This window comes from Pedobacter ginsengiterrae (assembly GCF_039537385.1).
Taxonomy (GTDB): domain Bacteria; phylum Bacteroidota; class Bacteroidia; order Sphingobacteriales; family Sphingobacteriaceae; genus Pedobacter; species Pedobacter ginsengiterrae.
In genome coordinates, this window is record NZ_BAABAK010000004.1 from 217,511 (window position 1) to 243,381 (window position 25,871).

Consider the following 25,871-nt stretch of genomic DNA (forward strand, 5'->3'; position numbering starts at 1 on the left):
CGGGAAGTGGCCTTGATTTTGGTAGAAGGTTGCTTTCAAGAAATAATTACTACAATTGTCACAGCTAGTGGCGAAGCAATTTGATAAATAGGTTTAATAACTAATGCTTTAGGATTGCTTCGTGCCTCACAATGACAACTTTATATATTAAAGAAAAAGCCCACTTCAATTAAGAAATGGGCATATAATATTTAGGCTAAGAAATCGTAAGTCGTCAATCTGAAATCGTAATTCCCCTTAATCCTCTACAATCTCGCTGTTAATGCTTACATCATCTTTTACATCTTCTTTAAAGTAATTTTTTTGGAAGATCAGTATAAGTATTACACCAACGGATATCGCAGCATCAGCAAGGTTAAAAACGGGTCTGAAGAAAACGAATTCATCGCCACCCCAAATTGGTATCCAGCTCGGAAAATGTCCTTCGGCAATTGGGAAGTATAGCATATCTACAACGCGACCATGAAACCAGGTTTCATAACCATAAATTTTTCCGTAGAAAACCGAATCGATGATATTTCCTAAAGCACCTGAAAAAATAAGGGCAACATTTAAAATTAAACCACGGTGGTATTTGTGCTTAATTAAATAGTGTAAACCGTATCCAATACCACCCACAGCAGCAATACGAAACAATGATAGAGCTAGTTTTCCAAACTCACCACCGAATTCCATACCGAAGGCCATACCATTATTTTCTGTAAAATGAATGATAAACCATTGGCCAATGATTTTAAATTCCTGACCAAGGTACATGTTGGTTTTAATCCAAGTTTTAAGTGCCTGATCGGCAAGTAAAACCAAAAATATAACTAATAAAGGTTTTGTATAGCCTTTCATTAACTCTGCTTTAATTTAGCTTCCATGCTTAAAGTAGCGTGAGGAACCGCACGTAAACGTTCTTTTTGAATTAATTTACCAGTTTCGCGGCAGATTCCGTAAGTTTTGTTCTCGATACGAACTAATGCATTTTCCAGGTTATCAATAAATTTTTTCTGACGGGCAGCTAATTGATTGATTTGCTCTTTTTCCATCGTCGCAGAACCATCTTCTAATGTTTTGTAAGCACCAGACGTATCTTCTGTTCCGTTTGCATTTGGGTTACTTAATGATGAAGTTAAAGCATTAAGTTCTTCTTTAGAACTGCGTAATTTATCTTGAATTAATTCTTTAAATTCCTGTAGTTCACTGTCTGAGTAGCGTGTTTTGTTACTGTTTTCCATGTTTTTAATTTAGTTTTCTAATATATGGATTTATATTTTAGTTACTGAAATGCTTAACTCAACATCATCGATAGTGATTTTGTTTGCGTTTATCTCAGTATCCGTTAATTCAAATTCGTCTGCTAAAATTTCAGCGCAAATGTAAGCCTTGTTTTTAGCAACTGCATTAGCTATTAAGTTATCATTTTGTAATGAAACTTTAATTCGATCGGTTACTTCGAAGTTTAATTCTTTACGTAGGTTCTGAACTCTGTTTACCAATTCGCGAGAAATTCCTTCCTGTTTCAATTCTTCAGAAATGGTTACATCTAAGGCAACGGTTAAACTGCCTAAATTAGTAACCTGCCATCCTGGAATATCTTCTGCAAAAACCTCAACGTCTTCGTTTAAATCGATCTTGTATTGAACATCATTGCTGCCGAAAACATTGATGAAGCCATCCGTTTCCAAACGCTGGATATCGTCCTGATTCATCTCTTCCAATGCGCTTTTTACAAGGCTCATATCCTTACCAACTTTTTTACCTAATGATTTAAAATTAGGTTTAAGCTTTTTCATTACAATGCCGTGCGTATCGGTAATAAATTCGATGTGTTTAACATTTGTTTCTGAAAGAATATAATCGGCAACTTTTGAAATTTTTTGCTCGAAATCGCCATTTAACGATGGGATTAAGATTTTTTCTAAAGGCTGACGAACATTAATTTTCGAAATTTTACGTAGTGATAAAACCATCGAAGAAATATCCTGAGCGTAAAGCATACGTTCGTTTAAATCGGTATCGATTAAGCTTGCATCGCCTTCTTTCCATAAAGTTAAATGAACCGATTGCTCAGCAGTTTTATCGGTAACGGTTAAGTTTCTGTACAACCAATCGGCAAAGAAAGGTGCAACAGGACTCATCAGCTGTGCTAAAGTTTCTAAACAAGTATAAAGCGTTTCGTAAGCAGCACGTTTATCATCAGTCATTTCGCCTTTCCAGAAACGGCGGCGACTTAGTCTGATGTACCAGTTACTTAAATGCTCATCAACAAAGGCCTGAATTGCTCTGGTAGCTTTGGTTGGTTCGTAAGTATTGTAACTTTCATCAACTTCGTTAATTAAGTTTTGCAATAACGATAAAATCCAACGGTCTAATTCCGTTCTGTCTTCAACCTTGCTTAGGTTATTTTTATCGATTTCGAACTTATCAATATTAGCATATAATGCGAAGAAGGCATAAGTATTGTAAAGCGTACCGAAGAATTTACGGCGAACTTCAGCAATTCCTTCGATGTCAAACTTTAAGTTATCCCAAGGATTTGCGTTCGAAATCATGTACCAACGTGTTGCATCGGCACCATATTCGTTAATGGTTTGGAATGGATCTGCAGCGTTTCCTAAACGTTTAGACATTTTCTGCCCGTTTTTATCGAGCACTAATCCGTTTGAAACCACATTTTTGTAAGCTACCTTATCGAAAACAAGCGTAGAAATAGCATGTAATGTATAAAACCAACCACGGGTTTGATCTACACCTTCAGCAATAAAATCTGCAGGGAAATCTTCGTTTGAATCAATGGTTTCTTTGTTTTCGAAAGGGTAGTGCCATTGTGCATAAGGCATTGAACCTGAATCAAACCAAACATCAATTAAATCGGTTTCACGAGTCATTGGTTTGCCTGATGGAGAAACCAAAGTAATCTGATCTACTACATTTTTATGCAAATCAATCAGATCGTAGTTCTCTTCAGACATGTTGCCAATTTCGAATCCTTTAAAAGGATTTTCTTTTTGGAAACCAGCCGAGATAGATTTTTCGATGGCATTATAAAGTTCTTCAACCGAACCAATTAATACTTCTTCTTTTTTATCCTCTGTTCTCCAAATTGGCAAAGGAATGCCCCAATATCTCGAACGCGATAAATTCCAGTCGTTGGCATTTTTTAACCAGTTACCAAAACGACCCTCACCAGTAGCTTTCGGCTTCCAGTTAATGGTTTCATTAAGGTCAAACATTTTGTCCTTAATATCAGTAACTTTAATAAACCACGAATCTAAAGGGTAATATAAAAGTGGCTCATCAGTTCTCCAGCTGTGTGGGTAACTGTGTACATATTTCTCAACCTTAAAAGCTTTGTTTTCTTCTTTTAATAAAATCGCGATTTCTACATCAACCGATTTTTCGGGTGCTTTGCCAGCATCATAATACTCATTCTTAACATATTTACCTGCAAAAGGCCCAACATGTTTAGTGAATTTACCCTGCAAATCTACAAGCGGAACAAGAATATCATTGTCATCCAACACCAACATTGGGGGAATTTCCGGAATAGCTTCTTTGGCAACCTTAGCATCATCAGCACCGAAAGTAGGAGCAGTGTGTACAATACCAGTACCATCCTCGGTAGTTACAAAATCTCCTGAAATTACTCGGAAAGCATTTTCAGGATTGTTGTATGGTAAAGCGTAAGTTAAAAGTTGTTCGTATCTAATGCCAACCAATTCAGTTCCTTTACATTCAGCAAGAATTTGGTAAGGAATTTTCTTATCGCCAGCTTTGAAATTAGCAAAATCATCAGCCTCATTACTTTCGAAGAAAGTTTTGCTGAATTGTTTTCCAACCAGGTTTTTAGCCAGAATAACATTCGTTGGCAAAAAAGTATATTGGTTAAAAGTTTTAATTAAAACATAGTCGATTTTTGGGCCGACCGTTAACGCTGTATTCGATGGTAAAGTCCATGGAGTTGTCGTCCATGCCATCAAATAGATATCGCCGAAACCTTGTAAAAAGGCTGGCAAAGTATCAGTCAATGCTTTAAACTGAGCAACAATTGTAGTATCGGTAACATCGCGGTAGGCACCAGGTTGGTTTACCTCGTGAGAACTTAAACCTGTTCCTGCTTTTGGCGAATAAGGTTGTATAGTGTAACCTTTATAGATTAATCCTTTATCGTAAATCTGTTTTAAAAGCCACCAAACCGACTCCATATATTTCGATTTGTATGTAATATACGGGTTATCCATATCTACCCAATAGCCCATCTTTTCAGTCAAATCGTTCCACACATCTGTGTAGCGCATTACTGTTTTTTTACAGGCTTCATTGTAATCTTCAATAGAAATGGTTCTACCAATATCCTCTTTGGTAATGCCCAATTCTTTTTCGGTTCCAAGTTCAACGGGCAGGCCATGCGTGTCCCAGCCAGCTTTTCTTTTAACCTGGTAACCTTTAATTGTTTTGTAGCGGCAAAAAATGTCTTTAATAGCACGGGCCATTACGTGGTGAATCCCTGGCATACCATTGGCAGACGGTGGACCCTCGTAAAAAGTAAACGGATTAGATTTTGGGCGAGAAGAAATACTTTTCTCAAAGATGTCTTCCTTTTTCCAAAAATCCAGTATTTCTTGCCCTATTTTGGCAAGGTCTAATTGTTTAAATTCGCTATACATCAATCAAGTACCTCAAAAAATTAAGGATGCAAAGTTAAAGTTTTTCGCTCAAATTTGGTAGTTTAGATGTAAATACTTTTAACGTGAAATTATTTAATATAGGTTTAACATTAATGGTTGTGGCGGTAATCGCCTTACCTGTAGTGGCAGTAATTAACCCTGCCAACCGCGATTTCGTTTTATACAGCTTTTATTTCTGCGGTTTGCTAGAACTAATTGGGTTAGTTTTTGTTCTACTTCATATCATCAAATTAAAAAGGAAAACCTTATGATCAAGCTTCTCAAATTGCAAAAAGCTGTACTTGTCCTTATCGCTGGTGTGGTTTCTTATATTTTGTATCTCATTTTAGATGCATCAGAAGTTAGCGGAGCACGTTACCTACAAGTATTAGCAGGTATTTTGGTTATGGTTGGGGCTCTTTGGATGCTTTATCCAATACTCTTTGCCAAAAAAGATGATGACGGTAATGCAGAAATTATTACCGATCCAACGGTTGAAACTCCTGTAGATGAGGAAGAAAAAAAGCCTGTTACTGAATAGGGATTATAACGAAATATAAGAATTTGAGAACATTTAAAGTAAATTTTTAATACTTTAAAAAATATTAGAAAAGCAAAGACTGCGTTCCATTTATGCGTTAGTCCTGCTATTCTCTTCAATCTTTTGCCTTTGGTTTTGGGTAAACTCAGGTTACGACAACAAAAGTATTTTCGTTTCTATCAGGTTTGTTTAATAAGAATTGGTAATTCTTATGCCAAGCTGCAAAATGCATAGAAAGCAAAATAAACGTTACAGCGCTTTGGGTTCCTTAATAATTTGTAATTTCATCAAATTAAAATCAACCAACCAAACCACTTTCTTATGAAGTACCTTTTCTCTGCTGCCATTATTTGTGCCGCATCTTTAGCCAATGCACAAGATAAATTTGCCGATGTATTTACCAAAATTAATACTGAAGTTCAGCAAAACTCAAAAGCCTACCAAACCCTTAAATACGAAACCGAAACCATCGGACACCGTTTAACGGGTTCGACTAATGGTGCTAAGGCCGAACAATATGCATTCGATTTATTAAAATCTTATGGTTGCGAAGTTAAATTTCAACCTTTTGAAGTAGAAAGCTGGGCAAGAAAAACCATCGATGTAGAAATCGGCGCTACTAAAAACAGTCTTTCGAAAATGAAAGCTGTTACACTAGCTCATTCGCCAGTAAGTGCAGATATCAGCGGAGATATTGTTGATGCAGGTAATGGGCTTGAAGTTGATTATCTAGCTAACCCTGATAAATTTAAAGGTAAAATTGCACTGATCTATCTAGGTGTTTTACCAGGCTCGCCAGCTGGAACAAAATCATTACATCGTTCAGAAAAAACAGCTATTGCTACAAAGTATGGCGCAACTGGTGTAATTATCATCAATACCGTAAAAAATGGTGTTTTATTAACGGGTACAGCATCGGTTACAGGTAAATTAATTCCTATTCCTGCGGTTTGTATTGGCCTGGAAGATGGCTTAGCATTAAAAGAAAAATTAAAAACTCAGGTACAGGTTGCGCACATCGCCATGACTAATTTTTCGGGCTTAATTAAGGCCAGAAATGTTGTGGCAACTTTTAAAGGAACCGAAATGCCAAAAGATAAAATTGTTGTTGGTGGGCACCTGGATAGCTGGGATTTATCAACTGGTGCTATAGATAATGGTATCGGTTCTTTCGCAATTATGGATATGGCCCGTACTTTTAAAAAACTAAATTTAAAAACTAAACGCACTGTAGAGTTTGTTTTGTTTATGGGTGAGGAGCAGGGCTTACTAGGTTCAAAAGCTTATGTAGAGCAAGCAAAAAAGGCAGGAAATATTGGTCAGGTAAAGTTTATGCTTAATTATGATATGACAAACGATCCGAAAGGATTTTCCACTTCGAGAGCTGAAATGAAAACTTTATTTACAGCCTGGGGAGCAGATATTGTGAAAATTGATACGGGATTTAAAAATTTATTTAACGCAGGCGCAGGTTTACACAGCGATCATCAGCCGTTTATGTTAGAAGGTATTCCAACAGGCGGTGGTGCTGGTGGTAAACTACCAAACAACTCTGGCCCATATTATCATTCTGATGGTGATAGTTTTAAATTGGTAGATGAACAGGGTTTAAAAAATACGGTTCGTTATAGTGCAATGCTTACGTATGCCTTAGCCAATACACCGAAAATTCCAGTTGGTGTGCAGGGAGAAGAAGAGTTAAGAGCATTTTTAGAATCTCAAAACTTAAAAGAGCCATTAACCATTGCTGGTGAGTGGAGGTGGAAATAGTTTTTTGCTTATTGTACTTCAAACCCGTCATTTCAATTGAAGCAGAGAAATCTTTACTAGACTTCTTTTTAATCGGAATGACGGGCTTTAACTTTAAACTCTAACAATCAGTAAAACTCACCTCATCCTATCCACTGATATAGCTTTCCAACTGGGAAATAGTTTGTTTTTGATCCTCAATAATAAATTTAACCAAATCTCCGATCGATATCATTCCTTTAACTTCTGCATTTACAACAATCGGTAAATGACGGATGTGTTTCTCGGTCATAATTTCCATGCATTTATCAATCGTATCTGCGAGATTTATCGTTATCGGATCGGCGGTCATTGCTTCCTTAATCAAAGTATCTTTTGAGGATTTACCTTGAAGGATAAGTTTTCTGGCGTAATCACGTTCTGTAAAAATTCCTAATAATTCTGAACCTTCCATTACAAGTAAAGCGCTAATGTTTTTTTCGGTCATTACTTTTAGAGCATCTAAAACAGAAGTATTTTCTGTAACAGAAATTATTCTTACCTGTTTTGTGTCAAGTAGTTGTTTTACAGTTTTCATAATTAGTTTAATTTGGTTACTTGAATTTAAGAAATAATAAACTGTAAATCAATATTTTATTTCTTATGGATATTGGTTGTTATGGTGAGATTTTTCACTTTAAATATTGGCACATTTACCCTTTAAAAAAGGGTGATTTTACTCTAATAGTTAATAATTGGAAGTTCTAAATTTAATGTATGAACAATTTGCCTAATGAATCCAGAAAAATGCTGACAATAATGTTAGCCTTCTTTTTTTTATTAAGTATTGCCAGTTTCTTTTTTTTAAATGATAAAAAACTGCTTTCTGAAACGGACAAAAAGACCATTTGCCCCAATTGCCATCCAATTTCTGATTTGAGACAAAATTTATTTCGTTATTCTATTATTTATGACACAGGGGCACAAATAATGTATATCTGGAAGACAATTGGGGTTCTTAACGCAAGAATGAGGTTTTGATAAAACAACTCCTTTTGGTTGTGTATATTATACACTAAGAGGCGTGTTAAGCTGCATTATTCTTTTTCTGTTTGAATTGGTTGAGTTTTCGATGAAATTACGGTATGCGAGTTGCAAAGATCTGGGTATCTACCTAAAATAATTTTATGTTTACAAAAAGTAATACAAGAATAATTTTGATCAATGGGAGCGTTGTCATCCTTAGACAGATTAGCCAAATCAAAACTAAATGCCGAATATTTATCGATGGCATAGAAAAAGGTCATTTAGTCGAAGCCAACGGATTGTTTGTGGCAGAAGACAATAGTAGCATTGAACCCATAGTGCTGTTAAAAATTAATGATTTGGCGAAGCGAGCAAAGGTGGCTTAGAGCGCACAACAATCAACCTCAAATAATCATTGAGTCAATTAATACTCAAGCTTTTGATATTAGCTAAAGTATTGTGTAATTTTGTGCGTTAGAAATAATTACTTTTCGAAAACGTATGCAAATAGCATATAAATTAGATTTTATATTTCGCAAATTATTGATTTAAAACAATTTAAACAATTATAATATGTCATCAGTAGAGACAACTTACATCCCTTACAAAGTTAAGGACATTTCACTGGCAGAATGGGGCCGTAAAGAAATCGAATTAGCCGAAGCAGAAATGCCAGGTTTAATGAGTTTACGTGAAGAATTCGGTCCAACACAACCGCTAAAAGGTGCTCGTATTGCAGGTTGTCTGCACATGACCATCCAAACGGCTGTATTAATCGAAACATTAGTGGCTTTAGGTGCTGAAGTTACCTGGTCATCTTGTAATATATTCTCAACACAAGATCATGCTGCTGCTGCAATTGCTGCTGCTGGTATTCAGGTTTATGCTTGGAAAGGCTTAAACGAAGAAGAATTTGATTGGTGTATTGAGCAAACTTTACACTTCGGACCTGAGCAACAACCATTAAATATGATTTTGGATGATGGTGGCGATTTAACTAATATGGTTTTTGATAAATACCCTGAGTTAATTGCTGCAATCAAAGGTTTATCAGAAGAGACAACTACAGGTGTACACCGTTTATACGAGAGAATGAAAAACGGAACATTGCACTTACCTGCAATCAACGTTAACGATTCTGTAACTAAATCTAAATTCGATAACAAATACGGATGTCGTGAATCATTGGTTGACGCAATCCGTCGTGCAACTGATGTAATGATGGCTGGTAAAGTGGCTGTTGTTTGTGGTTATGGCGATGTTGGTAAAGGTTCAGCTGAATCTTTAAGCTCACAAGGTGTGCGTGTAATTGTAACTGAAATTGATCCAATTTGTGCTTTACAAGCTGCAATGGAAGGTTATGAAGTTAAAAAATTCGCTACAGCTGTGAAAGAAGCAGATATTATTGTAACTACAACTGGTAACCGTGACATCGTTCGTGGCGAGCATTTCTTAGCAATGAAAGATAAAGCAATCGTTTGTAATATCGGTCACTTCGATAACGAAATCGATGTAGCCTGGTTAAACGAGAAATATGGTTCAACTAAGGTTGAAATCAAACCTCAGGTAGATAAATATACTATCGAAGGTAAAGATATTATCTTATTAGCTGAAGGTCGTTTAGTAAATCTAGGTTGTGCAACTGGTCATCCAAGTTTTGTAATGAGTAACTCATTTACCAACCAAACTTTAGCGCAATTAGAACTTTGGACTAACACAGATAAATACGAAAACAAAGTTTACGTTTTACCTAAGTATTTAGATGAGAAAGTTGCTCGTTTACACTTAGCTAAAATCGGTGTAGAATTAGATATTTTAGATCAACACCAAGCTGATTATATCGGGGTACCAGTAGAAGGTCCATTTAAGTCAGACGAATACCGTTACTAAGCATTTCTCGTTATTGCGAGGAATGAAGCAATTTTCATTTATGAGTTGCTAAAAGGGATGTGCAATTTGCATATCCCTTTTTTGTTTTTATTTTCTTACGATGGAACTTAAATGGCCTGTTGCTTTTTTAGAAAAAGAACTATAGCCACTGCAACTTAAACCCGATAGAGCGGAATAGCCCGGAATGAAAGCGAAGCGAAATGAGGACTATAAGCGATGGCGGGATTGAAATAACCGAAGCGAGCAGAAGCCTGATTTTCTGATGTTTGAAATTAAAATTTGTAGATTTTTTCTCTGAAAAGAAAAAATTGCGCTAGGTTTTATGCTTAAATAGACGGAATTATAAATGGTTATAAAACCTGGCGCAGCAGAAATTTTCTGCAGAATTTTTATCTTGTTGCTTTTTTGAATAAAGCAACTGGAGCGTTTTTTGAGGTAATTAAACCTTCGATACTTTAACAGCAGTTGGTCCTTTTTGGCCCATTTCTACCTCGAACGTAACTTTATCGCCTTCTTTAATTTGTGTTACCAAACCGTTTGCGTGTACGAAAATGCTATCCTGAGTTTCGGTGTTTTTAATAAAACCGTAACCTTTACTGTCGTTAAAGAAAGTAACTGTACCTTTTTTTACCGGATTTTCATCGATAATATCTTCTTGTCTTGTTATACCGATTTGTACATCCTCAATGTTGAATACTTTCTTCTTTTTTGGATCCGGTGGAGTAGACGAAATGTTACCATTCTCATCAACGTACGCAAACATTTCTTCTAGAGCTAAACCTTTTTTTGCATTAGATTGACGCTCTTCTTTTTTCTCTTGTTTGTCTTTTTGTTTTTTTAATCGTTTTTTTTCGTTCTCTTTTTTACTGTATGTTGCCTGAGATTTAGCCATATATATATAATTGTTTTGTTTTTAGAAAGGTGAGTGAATTGTAGAATTATACAAATATAAGAATACTAAAGCAGAAATACGATTTTATTCCGCTAAGGTCTGCTTATCAATTATTTACCGTTCCACTTTTGTTTGTCTATTTGATATACGAAATTCCATTTTAGGGGTTCGCCATAATAGGCAACTTCTAAATCGGCAATTTTTATGGCACCGAGCTTTTCGGTAGCCTTTTGCGAACGAAAATTTGTTGCCCCAATGTGTAATATTACCTTATCTATTGATTGAAAAGCATAATCTAACATCAATTTTTTTAGTGCTGCATTGTGGCCTTTTCCCCAAAACTGGCGGCCTATAAAAGTGTAGCCAACTGCAACCGAATTTTGCTCTTCATCTAATTCATAATATCTCGAACTTCCAACAATTTGTCCGGTTTTTTTATCGTAAATTAAGAAAGCACCACTGGATTCTATCGCGCCCTTAAAGAAATTTTCGAAAACCTCTCTTTTATAACGGTCTTGGTTGGGGTGTTGCTCCCAAATTAAAGGGTCGGATGCTACGGCATAAAGGTTTTCAAAATCATCGGCTTTTAATGGAACAATTTTAATTAAGTCGTTTTCCAGAGTAGGTTGTAGTTCGAATTTCATTTTAGTGCGGTATAAAAAAAGGCTGGCTAAAAGCCAGCCTCAATTGATAAAATGTTTTACTTTAAAATTAATCTACCAATCCTTCAATTGCTACAATTTCATTGGTGTCTTTTTGATAATCTACTTTATCAATTTCGAAACCAAATAAGCTTAAGAAATCTGAACGATAACCAGGTAAATCGCCAATTGAAGGCAATGTCTCTGTTGTTGCTTCTTCCCAAAGTTTTGCAACTTTAGCCTGAACATCTTCTCGCATTTCCCAATCATCGATTCTGATTCTTCCTTTTTCATCAACAGGAACTTCGCCACCTGTATATAGCCTTTCTGCGTATAAACGTTGAATTTGCTCGATCGTTCCTTCGTGAATGCCTTCTTCTTTCATTATTTTGTATAATAAAGAGATGTATAAAGGAATTACTGGAATCGCAGAGCTTGCTTGTGTAACCAATGCTTTGTTAACCGAAACGTAAGCTTTACCGTTAATATCTTTTAATTTATCGGCAATGGTAAATGCAGTTGCTTCCAAATCATCTTTAGCACGGCCAATTGTTCCTTTACGGTAAACTGGTTCGGTTAAAGCTGGGCCAATGTAAGAATAAGCTACAGTTGTGGCACCTTCTGCCAATAGGTTTTCTGCTTTCAAAGCGTCGATCCACATTGTCCAATCTTCGCCACCCATAACGGCTATTGTATTTGCAATATCGTCTTCGTTTGCAGGCTCGATAGAAATTTCGGTTACATTACCTGTATGGAAATCGACAGTTTTGTTGGTATATGTTGATCCAATTGGTTTTAAAGTAGAGCGGTGTAAAACTTCAGTATCAGGGTGTTTTCTAACAGGAGAGGCCAAACTGTAAATTACTAAATCTACCTGACCTAAATCGGCCTTAATGGTTGCAAGGGTTTTTTCTTTAATCTCTTTCGAGAAAGCATCGCCGTTAATACTTTTTGCGTATAAACCAGCAGCATGTGCTTCTTTTTCGAAAGCTGCGCTATTGTACCAACCTGGAGATGCTGTTTTACCTTCAGAGGGTGCTTTTTCGAAGAAGACACCAATTGTAGATGCGCCAGAGCCATAAGCAGCAGTAATTCTTGATGCCAGACCGAAACCTGTTGATGCACCAATTACTAAAACTTTTTTAGGGCCGTTAATAGCGCCTTTAGATTTTACATATTCAATTTGGTTCTTTACGTTTTGAGCGCAACCATCTGGATGCGATGTTAAACAGATAAAGCCCCTCATTCTTGGTTCAATAATCATTTTGTTCTTTTTTACGTTTTGTAATTTTAAAACCAGAGCAAATTTTCACCGTTTAAATTAAACGAAATGCTCAAATCTTTAACGAAGATAAATTTTTAATCGCTTAACAGTAAATGAAATTTAAATAAAGACAATTTAATATGCATTCAAAAAGTTGTTTGGCTTTTAAATTATGTATTAATTTAAAGTTAAATATTAAGCTTTATCTAAATTCTGTTAATTTAGCAAACACAGATAATACCAGATAATTCTTTATGAAAAAAATACTATTGCTTGCCGCAGTTTTACTAATGGCATTCGGAAAGCTTTATGCACAAACCCAACACCAAAATACAGGCTGGTTTTTCTTTCTTAACAATACTAAATTTAACGAAAAATGGGGTTTGCAATTCGATGTGCAAATTCGATCTGCCGATGATTGGGAGCATGTTAGAAACACCTTGGTACGGCCTGCATTACAATATTTTATCAATAAAAATAGTAATGTAGCTTTGGGCTATCTTTGGCAAACTACCCGTGTTAAACGAGTTGAAACCGATGAATATATATCTTTAAATGAGCACCGTATTTTTGAGCAATATATTTATAACCATAAAATCAGTTCGGTATTTGCAAGTCATCGATTAAGAGTAGAACAGCGGTTTATCGAAAGAATTGGAAATGAAGATCTTTTTTCTCAGCGTTTCCGTTATTTTTTTAGGTTGATACAGCCATTACAAAAAACGCAGCCAACTTTTACAAAAGGTGCTTATGTAGCTTTACAAAATGAAGTTTTTCTTAACCTGCAAAATAAGAAGCAGCTAAATAATAGTGTTTTTGATCAGAATAGGGCTTATTTGGCTTTGGGATATCGATTTTCTAAAAAAATGGATATAGAAGCTGGTTATATGAATCAAACCGTAAACGGACTCACAAATAACACCGTTAATAACATTGTTCAATTGGCGTTTTATACAAGATTCTAACCAGGTTTTAATGTTTCAAAGTCATTTTTTGTAGCCCAACTATTACAAAATGTTAAAGATGTTGTAAATGACAGTGGTTTTTGCTCAATTTGCCGCGTGAAAAAAGTTTCGATATTATTTTTAGCGCTATTGTTTGGCAAGCGGATGCAAGCCCAGGAAGTTACAACTTCTTCAACTGATATTGCACCGACCTCAAAAAGTTTATTCAATCCTGAACACAAAAGAAAAGACAGTCGCAAAGGTGATTTTTATTTTCACTGGGGCTACAATAGCTCTTGGTATGGCAAGAGCGATATCAGATTTCAAGGTCCTAATTATGATTTTACCTTAAAAGATGTTGTAGCACATGATCGTCAATCGAAGTTGAGCTGGCAATATTTAAACCCTGGATTAATAACTGTTCCTCAATACAATATTCGTTTAGGTTATTTTATTAAAGATAATTACAGCATTTCAATCGGTTGGGATCACATGAAATATGTTATGGATATTCCGCAAACGGTGGCAATATCTGGTCATATTGGTCCAAATATTTCTCATGATAATGCCCCAACAGGAGCATTAGCTGGCGATTACAACGGACAAATGATTAATGTTAAGGAAAGCATGCTTACTTACGAACATACAGATGGTTTTAACTATGCGAATGTAGAAGTAGAGCGCTATGACGATATTTGGGTTGCACCAAGTGGAAATACTTCGTTAACCTTAGAAACTGGTTTAGGTGCGGGTTTAATGGTTCCACGTTCTGATGTTCGTTTATTTGGACAAGGGAGAAACAATCACTTTAGTATTTCTGGATATGGCGTTTCGGCTAAAATTGGTTTGAAATTTTATGTATGGAAAAATATATACCTTCAAAATACGACTAAGTTTGGCGCAACGAATTTAACTAACGTACACACCACAGGTTGGGATGATTTAGATAAAGCAAGCCAGAAAATTAATTACCTGGAAAATATGTGGGTAATTGGTGTACAATTCTAAAAAAAATATTTGAAGGAGGCATAAGCCTTCTTTTTTGATTTAAAATCTCTGTAATAGATTTTTATTTGCTGAATCAGGTTTTCCTTTAAATCAATCTATAAAATTTTATAAAGCTACACTTACAAATCTAGAAGCCTTCTGTGGTAATTTATTTGACCCAAATGATAAGTTAGGTGTGTTGTAAGATGAACCAGGAAAAATTCTGTTGATGTTTTTTCTTCCAAAACCAATAATGGGTATTCATTTTCTATTTGTTCGATTGTAAGCAAATCTAAAGTAGTGGTAACAACAGTTAAGGTTTCATCAATTTTTTGAATAAGTTCTGCCCGCGGTATATTTTTTAATGAAAACTCAAGCAGTCGATTGCGTATATAATTTGTACCACCTAAAGTAGCACCAATGTAAGTATTTAGGTTTCCAATTAAGTGTAGGCAAAGATTTCCAGCTGAATTAGATATGGTCTGGTCTACAATCCAAATGTTTGATTCGGCTTTATAAGTCGTTATCTCTGTTTTAAGTTTATTCAAATCTCTTATAAAAAGCGATTTTAGGGTTTTGGTTAACATGTTAATTTATTAGTACTTAAAATTAGCAATTTATATTTTCCCTATCCATAAAAAAAGCGTTCCGAGTAATTCGAAACGCTTTCTAATTCATTTGTGTGTTAATCTGAATTATATTTTGCGAACTTTTCCTGAACCTACAACTGTTTTATCTACACTCGCATTACCTGAGTAATTCACATTTCCTGAGCCACTAATTACGGCATCAATTTTTCTATCAGCTTTAATGTTTACTGTACCTGACCCACTAACCTGAGTAGATAAATCGTTTACAGAAAAACCACGGCCAGCAAAGGTTCCAGAACCGCTTAATGTGATGGTAGCATCATCAGCTTTGCCTGAAACAGTTAAATTTCCAGAACCACTGATTACGCCAGTAAAATTGTCAACATCGGCAGTTGCTTTAATACTTCCTGAACCACTTAATGTTGCAGATAAATCTTTCGAATTAACAGCACCATTTACAACCATGCTACCCGAACCACTCATGGTTAAACTTTTGAGCGACTTTGTAGTTACATAAGCTGTAATCTCTTTGTTCTCGTATTTTCTCTCCCAACTTTTCCAGCTGTTTTGAGGGCGGATAATTAGTATATTTCCTTTTACCTCAGTAATTAATGTTTCTAATGCCTCTGCGTCACCTTCTAATCTGCAACTTTCGGTATTACCTAAGGTAATAACCACATTAATTGGTCCGCCCGCTGCCACACCATTAAAGTTTCTTACATCTCTGTCGTCGGCTCTTTTAGATGAGCTAATGGTAATTTCAGTTTTAGCTATTGCGCTGAATGATGATGTGAACAATAAAGCCACACATAAAATTGATAATACTTTTTTCATAACTGTAGAATATTAGCGTTCTAATTTTCGAAAATTAAAACGGGTTAATTAGGTTTTATTTATAAGACGATGGTTTTTTCGAAAAGTTGCACCACTTTGCAATTCTTGTTTAATTTTTTTAAAAATTGATCAAATAACCAAGCACGTACTTTATAAATACTAGCCTTTTTTTGTTTTGATATAGAAAAGTGGGTCGTTTTTAAAGTTTTCAGCAGTAATGCTCGAATCTACTTTTATTGTTTTCCAATTGTTTGTTGGTTTAATTAAAGTATACGAACCATCTTTAAGTGTAACCCTAACAGGCATGTCAAATCCTTTAACATCGGTAATCCAACGATAAGAAAGTTCGCCTTTGTTAACTTTGTATTCTAAAACAGGGATATTGGTGTGACGTAAATATTGGTCGAAAACTTTACTAAGGCTTAAACCACTTTGTTTGGTAATATAGTTTTCAATTTCTGCTGTCGTTACTGTTTTATGGTAAAAGGTTTTATTTAATCCGCGTAATATTTGTCTGAATTTTTCGTCGTTGTTAATCAGCTGGCGGATGGTATGAATCAAATTTGCACCTTTTGGATACATATCGCCAGATCCTTCTTTATTTACACCATAAGGGCCAATAACGGGAATATCATTCGATATTATTTTTTGTAAACCAATAACATATTCATTTGCTGCTTGTTTATTTTCAGTACATTCAACATATAAAACTTCAGAGTAATTGGTAAATCCTTCGTGAATCCACATATCGGCAATGTCTTTAGCTGTAATGCTGTTTCCAAACCATTCATGACCGCTTTCGTGGATCGTAATAAAATCCCAGTTTAAACCATGTCCCGTTCCGCTTAAATCCCTACCCAAATAGCCTTTTTTAAATTGATTACCGTAGGCAACTGCACTTTGATGTTCCATACCTAAATGAGGTGCCTGAACTAATTTATAACCATCTTTGTACCACGGATAGGAACCAAACCAATATTCAAAACATTTAATCATTGGTTTTACATCAGCATCCCAATGCGGGCGAGCTTTAGCGCTATCGGTTTGCAAAGCCCAAAAATCCAGACTTAATTTTCCCGCCTCGCCATCATAACTATCTGTCCAGTGTGAATATTTACCAATGTAAAAAGTAACATCGTAATTATTTATTGGGTTACTTACTAACCAATTATATTGTTTATAGCCATTTGGCTGATCGACAACATTTAGTAATCTTCCATTGGATGTTTCCTGTAAATCTTTTGGTATGCTGATGCTAATTTTCATGCTGTCAACTTCATCACTTTGGTGATCTTTATTTGGCCACCATGAGCTTGCTCCAAAACCCTGGCAGGCAACAGATACGAAAGGGTTACCTGCTGAATCTTTTTTGAAAATGAATCCACCATCCCAAGGTGGGCGCTTTGCAATAACAGGATTGCCAGAATAGAAAACTGTAAATTTATCTTTATTTCCTTTTTTTATTGTTTTAGGGAAGCTTACAAAAACAGCATTGTATTCTCTTGTAAATGGTAAATTTGCGCCTTTGTAAACTACTTTTTCGACTTTTAAATTCGAAAATAAATCGAATTGTAGTTTGGTGAAATCCTGGGTTGCGGTGAAAGCAAATTCATTACTGCCACTAACTGATTTTTGATCGATGTCTATCCTAACATCTAAGTGGTAATAATTAATATCGTAACAGGTTCGTAGTGGTGTTAGGGTTCCCCGCAAGCTATCTGCTCGAGAATTAATTTGGTTTTTGCCTAGCATTTGAGCATTTGCACTTGATAGACAAAATGCAAAAGCCAAAAGAGTAAGTAGTTTTTTCATTATGTTTTATTTAACATCAATGCGAGATAAGAAGCAATCTTATGATTTTAATTTATGAAATTTACCATTTTTAGATTGCTTAGTGCCTCGCAATGACCAGCGTCGAATGGACGGTTTTTTTATTTTATCACATCAACTTCGATAAAACTATCATTAAATATAGTTTGAGTTGCTTTTATGTAATCAGCTTCTGAAGCTTTATAAGGATTATCAACAAATTTTTGAGGATTACGTGCAAATAACGGGAAAGCCGTGCTTTGAACCTGAATCATAATTCTGTGCCCTTTTTTAAAAGTGTGCAATACATCCTGTAATTTAAAATTAACATCTGTTTTTTGATTGGCAACCAAGGCTTCAGGTTTTTCGAAACTGTTGCGGAAACGAGCAGGCATAATTTCCGAACGTACCATTTGCCAGTAATTACTTAGTGTAATATTTTTATTTGGCATATAAGGGTTGTTTGGTTCGTCAGCAGGGTAAACATCTATCAGTTTTACAATAAAATCCGCGTCAGTTCCAGTTGTTGCAACTTTAAGGTGCGACATAATTTCACCGCCCAGGGTAATATCGTTATCTAAAATATCTGTTTGATAAACCAAAACATCAGGACGACGGCCAGCAAAGCGTTGGTCTTCGCTCATGTAGTTATGTGGTGTAAAGCCCAAAGTGGTGGTTAAATCTTCTGTGTAAGGAACAGGTTTTAAAGGATCACTAATATAATTTACCGAACCAGTTGAAGTTGGAGCAGTCATGGTTAATTTGCCATCAGCTCCAAGATATAATTTTTGCTTACTGGCTTTTTCTGTCGGCCACTTATCAAAAGTTTCCCAACCTTTTTTTCCCGTATCGTACATGTATGCTTCAGGTAAACCTGAGTTTTTATCGCCATTACCTTTTAAGAAGTGATTGAAAAACTTAGCTTCTATATTTTTTTGATAAAAAGTTGCAATGCTATCGCCAAAATAAACGTTGCTATGCATGGTATGACCAGTTTCACGGCTCCATCGGCCATGACCAAATGGTCCCATTACAATGATATTATAAGCATTTGGATTTTTCTTTTCGATTGTTTTGTAAATGTTTAACGGGCCAGATAAATCTTCTGCATCAAACCATCCTCCAACTACCATTATTGCTGGTTTAACTGTTCCGTAGTGTTTTAATAAACCACGTTTTTGCCAAAACTCATCATAATTTGGATGATTTACAGTTTCCTGCCAGTAAAAATTATCTTTATAATACTTATCAGCATTGCTTAACGGACCCAAATCTAAGGCGAACTGGTAACCATCTTTAGTGTTGGGCTTAATGGTTTGATTACTATACCATGCACTGGTTTCAGGGCCTTTTTTCTGAACACCAAAAACTGGGAATGTAAAAAAGTAACTCTGAAGAAATGAACCATTGTGGTGAAAATCATCAAAGAAAAAATCCGAAATCGGAGCTTGAGGTGAGGATGCTTTTAAGGCTGGGTGATTACTTAAAATACCTGCCGCGGTATAAAAACCAGGGTACGAAATACCCCATTGGCCAACTTTGCCATTGTTATTAGCTACATTCTTTACTAACCAATCAATAGTGTCAAAAGTATCAGAACCTTCATCAACATCAGTTTTTGATTTTTTATTGTCGATAACTGGAGTCATGTTGGTAAAAGAACCTTCACTTTTATATCGGCCACGAACATCCTGCATAACCACTATATACCCTTCTTTCATCATCAATTCTGATGGGCCGAGCTTAGCGGGAAATTTATCTTCGCCATAAGGCGCAATGCTGTAGCAGGTTCGCTGCATAATCATTGGATATTTCTTATCCTTTGAGGCATCTTTTGGAGTGTAAATAGCGGTAAAAAGCTTTACGCCATCTCGCATGGTAATATAGATTTCTTTCTTTGTGAAATTTTCTTGCGGGAAGCTTGCATTATTTTGTGCAAAAGCCACTGAGGCTGAGCACACGAAAACCATTATAAGGGTAATATATTTCATTGTAGATTATTTTAGAACAGACACTGTTATGTAAGAACTATTTGAAGTATCGTGATAAATTTTATGTGTGGCTTTTTGGAAATCTGAAGGATCTGCCTGATAAATATCCATAAATTTTTGAGGATTTCGATCGGCTAATGGAAACCATGAATTCTGAATTTGGATCATAATTTTATGCCCTTTTTTAAAAGTATGGGCTACATCAGGTAAAGGGTAATTTACTTTTGTAATGGCGCCAGGTACAAAGGCTTCTGGTTTTTCGAAGCTGTTACGGTATTTGCCACGCATAATTTCGCCACGAACTAACATTTCGTAACCACCCATTATAAGATTCTTGGGGTTAGGAACAGGATTGGGCGCATCTTCTGGATAAACATCGATAAGTTTAACTACATAATCCGCATCAGTTCCGGTGGTAGAAACTACCAGATTAGCCAAAACTGGACCAGTTAAGGTAATGTCTTCTGTTAAGGCATTGGTTTGATAGGTTTTAACATCAGGGCGACGAGCTGCAAAACGCTGATCATCGATCATATATTCGCGGGTACGTTTCGATTGAATTCCATCTTGATAAGGAACAGGATTATTAGGGTCACTTACATATTCATCCCAGCTATCTGTTCTGCCAACTTTATCAAAACCAAGTTTTCCGTTAGGTTGTAAATACAAATTTTCGGTCTGCACATCTTTTGGCGGCCAGGTATCAAATTTTTTCCATTCGTTGCTTCCAGTTACAAAAATGTTAGCTTCGGCAGCGTTAAAATCGCCTTCGCCCTTTAAGTAATGTTTGAAAAATGGTAACTCGTATTGTTGCTGGTAATCGATACTAGTTGTTTTGCCGAATTGAATATCGCCGAAGTAAGAGCCATCGCTACGAACCCAACCACCATGAAACCAAGGGCCCGCCACTAAAATATTATTCGCACCTGGATTTTGTTTTTCGATGGCTTTGTAAGTATCAAAAGTTCCATAAGCATCTTCTGCATCGAAGAAACCGCCAACAACCATTACTGCAGGTTTAACATTTTTTAAATGTGGGGTAATTAATCTCGCTTTCCAGAAAGTATCCAAATTTGGATGTTTTACTAAATCATTCCAGAACTTAATGCTATCAGCAAAATACTTGTCTTTTAAGTTTTTAATCGAACCTGCTTCTAAATAGAAACGATAATTATCCTGAATTGGAAATTTAAAAGGTTTTGGACCTTTATCTGGCGTAATGGGTTTCGGACGAGGAACGCCAAAACTGCCCATAAAGCTAAAGGCATCCATTAAAAATAGTGTACCTCGGTGGTGGAAATCATCACCTAAAAACCAATCGGTAACTGGCGCTTGTGGCGAAACAGCTTTTAACGCGGAGTGCGAATTTGGTAAAGAAGTTGTGGAGTAAAAACCAGGATAAGAGATACCATAAATTCCAGCATTGCCATTATTATTTTTGATATTTTTAACCAACCAATCAATAGTATCGTAAGTATCGGTACTTTCATCAATATCCTTTTTACCTTTTTTCGATGTTTGCGGACGAATATCCACAAATGTACCCTCGCTCATCCACCTCCCGCGAACATCCTGATAAACAAAAATAAAACCCTCACGCATCATTGCAGGGAAATTGCCCAGGCTAAGCTTGTATTTATCCTCCCCATAAGGAGCAACAGTGTAAGGTGTTCGGTTAATTAGAAAAGGAAATTTTTTGGATTGATTTTTGGGTATGTAAATGGAAGTGAATAGCTTAACGCCATCACGCATTGGTATTTGTCGTTCTATCTTTGTGTAATTCGCTCTAACATATGCCGAGTCGGATTGTTGAGCCAGCAATTCGTTAGAAATAAACAAACAAATTAAGAAGCCGAAAATTTTGGTAAGGTTCATTTATAGTTTGATTTTAGGAATAAAATTTAAATATAGATGATTAGAAAAGGATTAAGAAAAAAGACCTCGTAAAACGTTTGTTAAGGATTGTTTTTCTAATCGTCATTCCATTATCAAAATTTAGTTAAATAATGTTAAGCGATAATCTTTTTATGATTTTCATCGTCATACTTACAATTGATTTAAACACAATAAAATGAAGAGGTTATTAAATAGAGGATTGGTTGTTTTTGCTGTAGCAGCGATAGTAACGACCTTAAGTGTAGATAGCGCTTTTGCTCAAAGACCAAGCAGAGGTGGCGGTGGTGGTGGCGGCCGTTCAAGTTCTGTTGGGCCATCAAGAGGTGGTGCTTCAAGACAGCCTTCTATGCAAGCACCATCTGGTAATAGAATTTCACAAGCGCCAAGTCGTGGAGGTAATTTATCTTTCGGTGGCAGGCCAGAGCGTCCAGGTTATCGTCCAAGTCCTGGCTATCGCCCAGGTAACAGACCTGGGGTAGGTTATAGGCCAAATTATGGTTATCGTCCAGGTTATGGTAACCGTTATGGCAGAGCATATTATGGCTATTATAATTATTACAGGCCATTTATCGGATTTCGTTTAAATGTTTTACCATTTGGGTATTATCCATTTTATTATGGCTCAGATCAATATTATTATTCTGGTGGATTATTTTATCGCCAGTACGAAAACAACTATCAGGTTGTAATTCCGCCAGTTGGAGCAGAAGTTCCAAACTTGCCAACTGAAGCCGAATTGGTAACTATCGATGGCGTAGATTACTACGAATATAAAGGTGTTTACTATACTCAAGGCACGAATAAAGATGGCAAAGCTGTTTATATAGTTGCTGGAAAAGATGGGGTTCTAAATACTACAGATGGCCCAGTTGATACACACCAAATTGGCGATATTATTAATGTTTTGCCTGATGGATGTAGGGAAGTAACCATCAAAAATGAAAAATATTATGTATCTCCAGATGATGTTTACTACGAAGAGGTGATAAACGGAAATACCACAAGTTACAGAGTAATAGGTAAACTGTTTTAAGTATAATTTCAAATAATTTTTTAGCCGTTTCAATATAACATTGAAACGGTTTTTTATTAATACAAAATCTATACTTTTACGAAATAAAATATATTGAATTGAAAAAAATACCAACTAAACTTTCCCTTCTATTTCTGATTACAATTTGTGTTTTAGCATCTTGCACTACGGGTAAATTTGCCAAAACAAATCATAAAGAAACAACAATATCAGCTATAAAATTTTTGAATGAATATGTAATTCCATTAAACACATCCTTTCAAAATACTTTAGTTGGAGGCTTATCAGGCATTGATTATGATGCAAAATCGGATCAATATTATTTAATTAGCGACGACCCTTCGCAATTTAGCCCAGCCAGAATTTATACTGCAAAAATTAAGATTCTGAATAATAAAATTGATACGGTTCAGGTTGTTGGTGTTACCTTTTTAAAACAGGAGAATGGAAAAGAATATCCAAAATATGGTACTGATAAAACATTAAAACCTGATGGAGAATCTGCCCGATATAATCCAAAAACAAATCAAATAATTTGGAGTAGCGAGGGCGAAAGGTTATTTAAAAATGGTGATTCGATAATAGTACAACCAACATTAACTTTTATTTCGCCTGCCGGAGATTTTTTTGATACTATTCCTTTACCGAAAGGGTTTCATTTTACAAAAGGAGAAAGTGGGCCAAGAAAAAATGCCTTGTTCGAAGGCTTAAGCTTTGCTGATAGTTACAAAACACTTTACGTAAGTTTAGAAGAACCACTTTATCAAGACGGGAGAAAGGCTTCTTATCATTTTGATGGAGCTTTAACCAGAATACTGAAATTTGATGTTACAAGCAAAAGGAATACGGCTCAATATGCTTACAACTTGGGCGAACTTCCAGTTTTACCTACCGTAGATAGCGATTGGAATTTAAACGGGATTTCTGAAATTCTTGCCGTTAACAACCATACTTTACTCGTTGTGGAGCGTGGGTGGGCAAAAGGTAACGATGATCATACCTTTGTAAAACTTTATCTAGTCGATTTAAATGATGCAGAAAATGAGATTAACAATGCTTCGTTTTCTAAAAATCCGCCAAAGCCATTGAAAAAGAAATTACTATTCGATTTCGATAGTTTGAATATGCATATCGATAATTTCGAAGGCGTAACTTTTGGCCCTAATTTGCCTAACGGACATAAAACCTTAATTTTCTGTGTCGATAATAACTTCGCCAAAAACCAAACACAACAGCTTTTTTTATTCGAGATAGAACCATAAGTTTAACATTAAAAGTGCACTAGAAAAATTATCCAGCAATACTTTTTCATTGTAAAATTGTTAATTTCTGTCTATTCTTTAAGCTTTTTAGCTTTCACCTTTCCGCCTTTTTTCCCTACATTTGAGCAATCAAAATTCTAAAGAAATTATGCAATACGATGTCGTTGTTATCGGTTCAGGACCGGGCGGTTATGTAGGCGCAATCCGTTGTGCTCAGTTAGGTTTAAAAACTGCAGTTGTCGAAAAATATAAAACTTTTGGAGGTACTTGCTTAAACGTAGGTTGTATTCCATCAAAAGCATTATTAGATTCTTCAGAGCACTTTCACAACGCGGCCCACACATTTACTACTCACGGTATCAACCTAAAAGATTTAAAAGTTGATATGAAGCAGATGATCGCTCGTAAAGACGATGTTGTTGCGCAAAACACTGCTGGTATTACTTATTTATTCAAAAAAAATAAAATTGATTCTTTCGAAGGTGTCGGTTCATTTGTAGATAAAAACACGGTTTTAGTTACTAAGGAAGATGGTTCTACAGAAACTTTAACCGCTAAAAATGTAATCATTGCTACAGGTTCTAAACCAACTGCTTTACCATTTTTGCCAATCGATAAAAAACGCATCATTACTTCAACTGAAGCTTTAAACATTAAAGAAGTTCCTAAAACAATGGTTGTAATCGGTGGCGGTGTTATCGGTTTAGAATTAGGTTCTGTTTATGCTCGTTTAGGTACAAAAGTTTCTGTTGTAGAATTTTTACCATCTATTATCGGCACTATGGATGCTGGTTTAGGTAAAGAGCTTCAACGTGTTTTAAAGAAATCTTTAGGTATGGAGTTTTATATGGGGCACAAAGTTACTGGCGCTACCACAAAAGGTAAATTAGTAACCGTTACCGCTGAAAATCCTAAAGGTGAAACGATTTCTTTAGAAGCAGATTATTGCATTGTAGCAGTTGGTCGTACGGCTTACACTGATGGTTTAGATTTAGATAAAATCGGAATCACAGTTGAAGAAAGAGGTAAAAAAATCCCAGTAAACGAACATTTAGAAACTTCGGTTAAAGGTGTTTATGCAATTGGTGATGTAATTACTGGCGCAATGTTGGCACACAAGGCTGAAGATGAAGGAACTTATGTTGCAGAATCAATCGCTGGACAAAAGCCTCACATTAATTATAACTTAATCCCAGGCGTAGTTTATACCTGGCCAGAAGTTGCTTCAGTTGGTTTAACCGAAGAGCAATTGAAGGAAAAAGGAACAAAATACAAAGCAGGTTCATTCCCATTCAAAGCAAGCGGTCGTGCTAAGGCAAGTATGGATACCGATGGTTTCGTTAAAGTTTTAGCTGATGCAGCAACCGATGAAGTTTTAGGTGTACATATGATTGGCCCACGTGCTGCAGATATGATTGCAGAAGCAGTTATTGCTATGGAATTCCGTGCTTCAGCAGAAGATATTGCACGTACTTGTCATGCTCACCCAACTTATACAGAGGCGTTAAAAGAAGCTGCTTTAGCTGCAACTGATAACAGAGCAATACATATTTAAGATAAATTTGTCTTGGTTTGTGTGCCCTCACGAACCAATTTAAAGTACAAAAGCCGATAAGAAATTGTCGGCTTTTTTTGTTAATTATTATTTCGGTCCCAGGAGAAATCTCAAATAGATAATTTTTTGGGCATGCCCCAATCCTGAAGAAATATCGGGAAAGGGTCGGGCTATCCGCTACAATCTTTTCTGCTGTCTTTCGACTACGCTTAAGATTACAGCAAAAAAGGATTTCCACTACTATCCCTCATGCAAAAACCAAATCCAAACCTTGCTTCTATTAATATGGTTTGTAATTCTTTGCCAATAATTATATATAAATGATAATTACAT

21 protein-coding genes are annotated in these 25,871 nt (G+C 35.8%); 9 read left to right on the forward strand and 12 right to left on the reverse strand.

The window, feature by feature from the left end; genetic code table 11:
* Positions 1-237: 237 nt before the first annotated feature.
* The 3 genes from ABD692_RS05660 to ileS are packed head-to-tail and all read right to left on the reverse strand — an operon-like array spanning position 238 to position 4,655.
* The gene (locus ABD692_RS05660) at positions 238-840 is read right to left on the reverse strand and encodes a lipoprotein signal peptidase (RefSeq protein ID WP_316764744.1); all 603 of its coding nucleotides are present in this window, start codon (positions 838-840) and stop codon (positions 238-240) included.
* Entirely contained in the window at positions 840-1,223 is a 384-nt protein-coding gene (locus tag ABD692_RS05665; RefSeq protein ID WP_029286865.1) for a TraR/DksA family transcriptional regulator, read from the reverse strand. Before ABD692_RS05665 ends, ABD692_RS05660 begins: the two co-directional genes overlap by 1 nt.
* Before the next feature lie 30 nt (positions 1,224-1,253).
* Positions 1,254-4,655 (reverse strand): isoleucine--tRNA ligase, encoded by a 3,402-nt coding sequence (ileS, locus tag ABD692_RS05670; RefSeq protein WP_344765729.1) that lies wholly within the window; start codon positions 4,653-4,655, stop codon positions 1,254-1,256.
* A gap of 268 nt (positions 4,656-4,923) precedes the next feature.
* On the opposite strand from ileS, the gene ABD692_RS05675 reads away from it, so the two are divergent.
* Positions 4,924-5,196, forward strand: a complete 273-nt coding sequence (locus ABD692_RS05675; protein WP_344765731.1) for an isoleucyl-tRNA synthetase — start codon at positions 4,924-4,926, stop codon at positions 5,194-5,196.
* A gap of 321 nt (positions 5,197-5,517) precedes the next feature.
* On the forward strand, positions 5,518-6,966 hold the full coding sequence (locus ABD692_RS05680) for a M28 family peptidase (RefSeq protein WP_344765733.1): 1,449 nt from the start codon (positions 5,518-5,520) through the stop codon (positions 6,964-6,966).
* A 127-nt stretch (positions 6,967-7,093) separates the two neighbouring features.
* Here ABD692_RS05680 and ABD692_RS05685 read toward each other — a convergent pair whose 3' ends face one another.
* On the reverse strand, positions 7,094-7,522 hold the full coding sequence (locus tag ABD692_RS05685; protein ID WP_316764722.1) for a CBS domain-containing protein: 429 nt from the start codon (positions 7,520-7,522) through the stop codon (positions 7,094-7,096).
* Positions 7,523-8,111: 589 nt separating this feature from the next.
* On the opposite strand from ABD692_RS05685, the gene ABD692_RS05690 reads away from it, so the two are divergent.
* Both ABD692_RS05690 and ahcY read left to right on the forward strand, forming a co-directional pair.
* A complete protein-coding gene (locus ABD692_RS05690) occupies positions 8,112-8,336 on the forward strand; it encodes a hypothetical protein (protein ID WP_344765736.1) in 225 nt (74 codons plus the stop codon).
* Positions 8,337-8,523: 187 nt separating this feature from the next.
* Positions 8,524-9,840: an adenosylhomocysteinase gene (gene ahcY / locus ABD692_RS05695; RefSeq protein WP_316764719.1), complete on the forward strand. Its 1,317-nt coding sequence runs from the start codon at positions 8,524-8,526 to the stop codon at positions 9,838-9,840.
* A 439-nt stretch (positions 9,841-10,279) separates the two neighbouring features.
* On the opposite strand, the gene ABD692_RS05700 is transcribed toward ahcY, so the two are convergent.
* The 3 genes from ABD692_RS05700 to fabV form a co-directional block, all read right to left on the reverse strand.
* Positions 10,280-10,732 carry a cold-shock protein gene (locus tag ABD692_RS05700; RefSeq protein ID WP_109926476.1) on the reverse strand — a complete coding sequence of 151 codons (453 nt, stop codon included), beginning with the start codon at positions 10,730-10,732 and terminating at the stop codon, positions 10,280-10,282.
* Between the two features lie 110 nt (positions 10,733-10,842).
* Positions 10,843-11,376 (reverse strand): GNAT family N-acetyltransferase, encoded by a 534-nt coding sequence (locus ABD692_RS05705; RefSeq protein ID WP_344765742.1) that lies wholly within the window; start codon positions 11,374-11,376, stop codon positions 10,843-10,845.
* A 67-nt stretch (positions 11,377-11,443) separates the two neighbouring features.
* A complete protein-coding gene (gene fabV / locus ABD692_RS05710; RefSeq protein WP_344765744.1) occupies positions 11,444-12,637 on the reverse strand; it encodes an enoyl-ACP reductase FabV in 1,194 nt (397 codons plus the stop codon).
* Between the two features lie 254 nt (positions 12,638-12,891).
* On the opposite strand from fabV, the gene ABD692_RS05715 reads away from it, so the two are divergent.
* Together ABD692_RS05715 and ABD692_RS05720 are read left to right on the forward strand one after the other, a co-directional pair.
* Positions 12,892-13,602, forward strand: coding sequence for a DUF2490 domain-containing protein (locus ABD692_RS05715; RefSeq protein WP_344765746.1), 711 nt, complete (start codon positions 12,892-12,894; stop codon positions 13,600-13,602).
* A gap of 96 nt (positions 13,603-13,698) precedes the next feature.
* A complete protein-coding gene (locus ABD692_RS05720; protein ID WP_344765748.1) occupies positions 13,699-14,589 on the forward strand; it encodes a hypothetical protein in 891 nt (296 codons plus the stop codon).
* 119 nt (positions 14,590-14,708) lie between these two features.
* On the opposite strand, the gene ABD692_RS05725 is transcribed toward ABD692_RS05720, so the two are convergent.
* The 5 genes from ABD692_RS05725 to ABD692_RS05745 form a co-directional block, all read right to left on the reverse strand.
* Positions 14,709-15,155, reverse strand: a complete 447-nt coding sequence (locus ABD692_RS05725) for a DUF1572 family protein (RefSeq protein ID WP_344765750.1) — start codon at positions 15,153-15,155, stop codon at positions 14,709-14,711.
* Between the two features lie 108 nt (positions 15,156-15,263).
* The gene (locus ABD692_RS05730; protein ID WP_344765751.1) at positions 15,264-15,992 is read right to left on the reverse strand and encodes a head GIN domain-containing protein; all 729 of its coding nucleotides are present in this window, start codon (positions 15,990-15,992) and stop codon (positions 15,264-15,266) included.
* A gap of 159 nt (positions 15,993-16,151) precedes the next feature.
* Entirely contained in the window at positions 16,152-17,804 is a 1,653-nt protein-coding gene (locus tag ABD692_RS05735; RefSeq protein ID WP_344765753.1) for a M1 family metallopeptidase, read from the reverse strand.
* Positions 17,805-17,923: 119 nt separating this feature from the next.
* On the reverse strand, positions 17,924-19,792 hold the full coding sequence (locus ABD692_RS05740) for a CocE/NonD family hydrolase (RefSeq protein WP_344765755.1): 1,869 nt from the start codon (positions 19,790-19,792) through the stop codon (positions 17,924-17,926).
* Positions 19,793-19,798: 6 nt separating this feature from the next.
* Entirely contained in the window at positions 19,799-21,667 is a 1,869-nt protein-coding gene (locus tag ABD692_RS05745) for a CocE/NonD family hydrolase (protein WP_344765757.1), read from the reverse strand.
* A gap of 196 nt (positions 21,668-21,863) precedes the next feature.
* On the opposite strand from ABD692_RS05745, the gene ABD692_RS05750 reads away from it, so the two are divergent.
* From ABD692_RS05750 to lpdA, 3 genes are all read left to right on the forward strand, one after another.
* The gene (locus tag ABD692_RS05750; protein WP_316764685.1) at positions 21,864-22,721 is read left to right on the forward strand and encodes a DUF6515 family protein; all 858 of its coding nucleotides are present in this window, start codon (positions 21,864-21,866) and stop codon (positions 22,719-22,721) included.
* Between the two features lie 98 nt (positions 22,722-22,819).
* On the forward strand, positions 22,820-23,983 hold the full coding sequence (locus ABD692_RS05755) for an esterase-like activity of phytase family protein (protein WP_344765759.1): 1,164 nt from the start codon (positions 22,820-22,822) through the stop codon (positions 23,981-23,983).
* A gap of 148 nt (positions 23,984-24,131) precedes the next feature.
* On the forward strand, positions 24,132-25,538 hold the full coding sequence (gene lpdA, locus ABD692_RS05760) for a dihydrolipoyl dehydrogenase (RefSeq protein WP_316764678.1): 1,407 nt from the start codon (positions 24,132-24,134) through the stop codon (positions 25,536-25,538).
* The last annotated feature ends 333 nt before the right edge of the window (positions 25,539-25,871 follow it).

What these genes read in the sequence shown, in the direction of transcription:
- ABD692_RS05660 (WP_316764744.1), bottom strand. Translation starts at nt 840, where the DNA reads ATGAAAGGCTATACAAAACCTTTATTAGTTATATTTTTGGTTTTACTT.
- ABD692_RS05665 (WP_029286865.1), bottom strand. Translation starts at nt 1,223, where the DNA reads ATGGAAAACAGTAACAAAACACGCTACTCAGACAGTGAACTACAGGAA.
- ileS (WP_344765729.1), bottom strand. Translation starts at nt 4,655, where the DNA reads ATGTATAGCGAATTTAAACAATTAGACCTTGCCAAAATAGGGCAAGAA.
- ABD692_RS05675 (WP_344765731.1), top strand. Translation starts at nt 4,924, where the DNA reads ATGATCAAGCTTCTCAAATTGCAAAAAGCTGTACTTGTCCTTATCGCT.
- ABD692_RS05680 (WP_344765733.1), top strand. Translation starts at nt 5,518, where the DNA reads ATGAAGTACCTTTTCTCTGCTGCCATTATTTGTGCCGCATCTTTAGCC.
- ABD692_RS05685 (WP_316764722.1), bottom strand. Translation starts at nt 7,522, where the DNA reads ATGAAAACTGTAAAACAACTACTTGACACAAAACAGGTAAGAATAATT.
- ABD692_RS05690 (WP_344765736.1), top strand. Translation starts at nt 8,112, where the DNA reads ATGTTTACAAAAAGTAATACAAGAATAATTTTGATCAATGGGAGCGTT.
- ahcY (WP_316764719.1), top strand. Translation starts at nt 8,524, where the DNA reads ATGTCATCAGTAGAGACAACTTACATCCCTTACAAAGTTAAGGACATT.
- ABD692_RS05700 (WP_109926476.1), bottom strand. Translation starts at nt 10,732, where the DNA reads ATGGCTAAATCTCAGGCAACATACAGTAAAAAAGAGAACGAAAAAAAA.
- ABD692_RS05705 (WP_344765742.1), bottom strand. Translation starts at nt 11,376, where the DNA reads ATGAAATTCGAACTACAACCTACTCTGGAAAACGACTTAATTAAAATT.
- fabV (WP_344765744.1), bottom strand. Translation starts at nt 12,637, where the DNA reads ATGATTATTGAACCAAGAATGAGGGGCTTTATCTGTTTAACATCGCAT.
- ABD692_RS05715 (WP_344765746.1), top strand. Translation starts at nt 12,892, where the DNA reads ATGAAAAAAATACTATTGCTTGCCGCAGTTTTACTAATGGCATTCGGA.
- ABD692_RS05725 (WP_344765750.1), bottom strand. Translation starts at nt 15,155, where the DNA reads ATGTTAACCAAAACCCTAAAATCGCTTTTTATAAGAGATTTGAATAAA.
- ABD692_RS05730 (WP_344765751.1), bottom strand. Translation starts at nt 15,992, where the DNA reads ATGAAAAAAGTATTATCAATTTTATGTGTGGCTTTATTGTTCACATCA.
- ABD692_RS05735 (WP_344765753.1), bottom strand. Translation starts at nt 17,804, where the DNA reads ATGAAAAAACTACTTACTCTTTTGGCTTTTGCATTTTGTCTATCAAGT.
- ABD692_RS05740 (WP_344765755.1), bottom strand. Translation starts at nt 19,792, where the DNA reads ATGAAATATATTACCCTTATAATGGTTTTCGTGTGCTCAGCCTCAGTG.
- ABD692_RS05745 (WP_344765757.1), bottom strand. Translation starts at nt 21,667, where the DNA reads ATGAACCTTACCAAAATTTTCGGCTTCTTAATTTGTTTGTTTATTTCT.
- ABD692_RS05750 (WP_316764685.1), top strand. Translation starts at nt 21,864, where the DNA reads ATGAAGAGGTTATTAAATAGAGGATTGGTTGTTTTTGCTGTAGCAGCG.
- lpdA (WP_316764678.1), top strand. Translation starts at nt 24,132, where the DNA reads ATGCAATACGATGTCGTTGTTATCGGTTCAGGACCGGGCGGTTATGTA.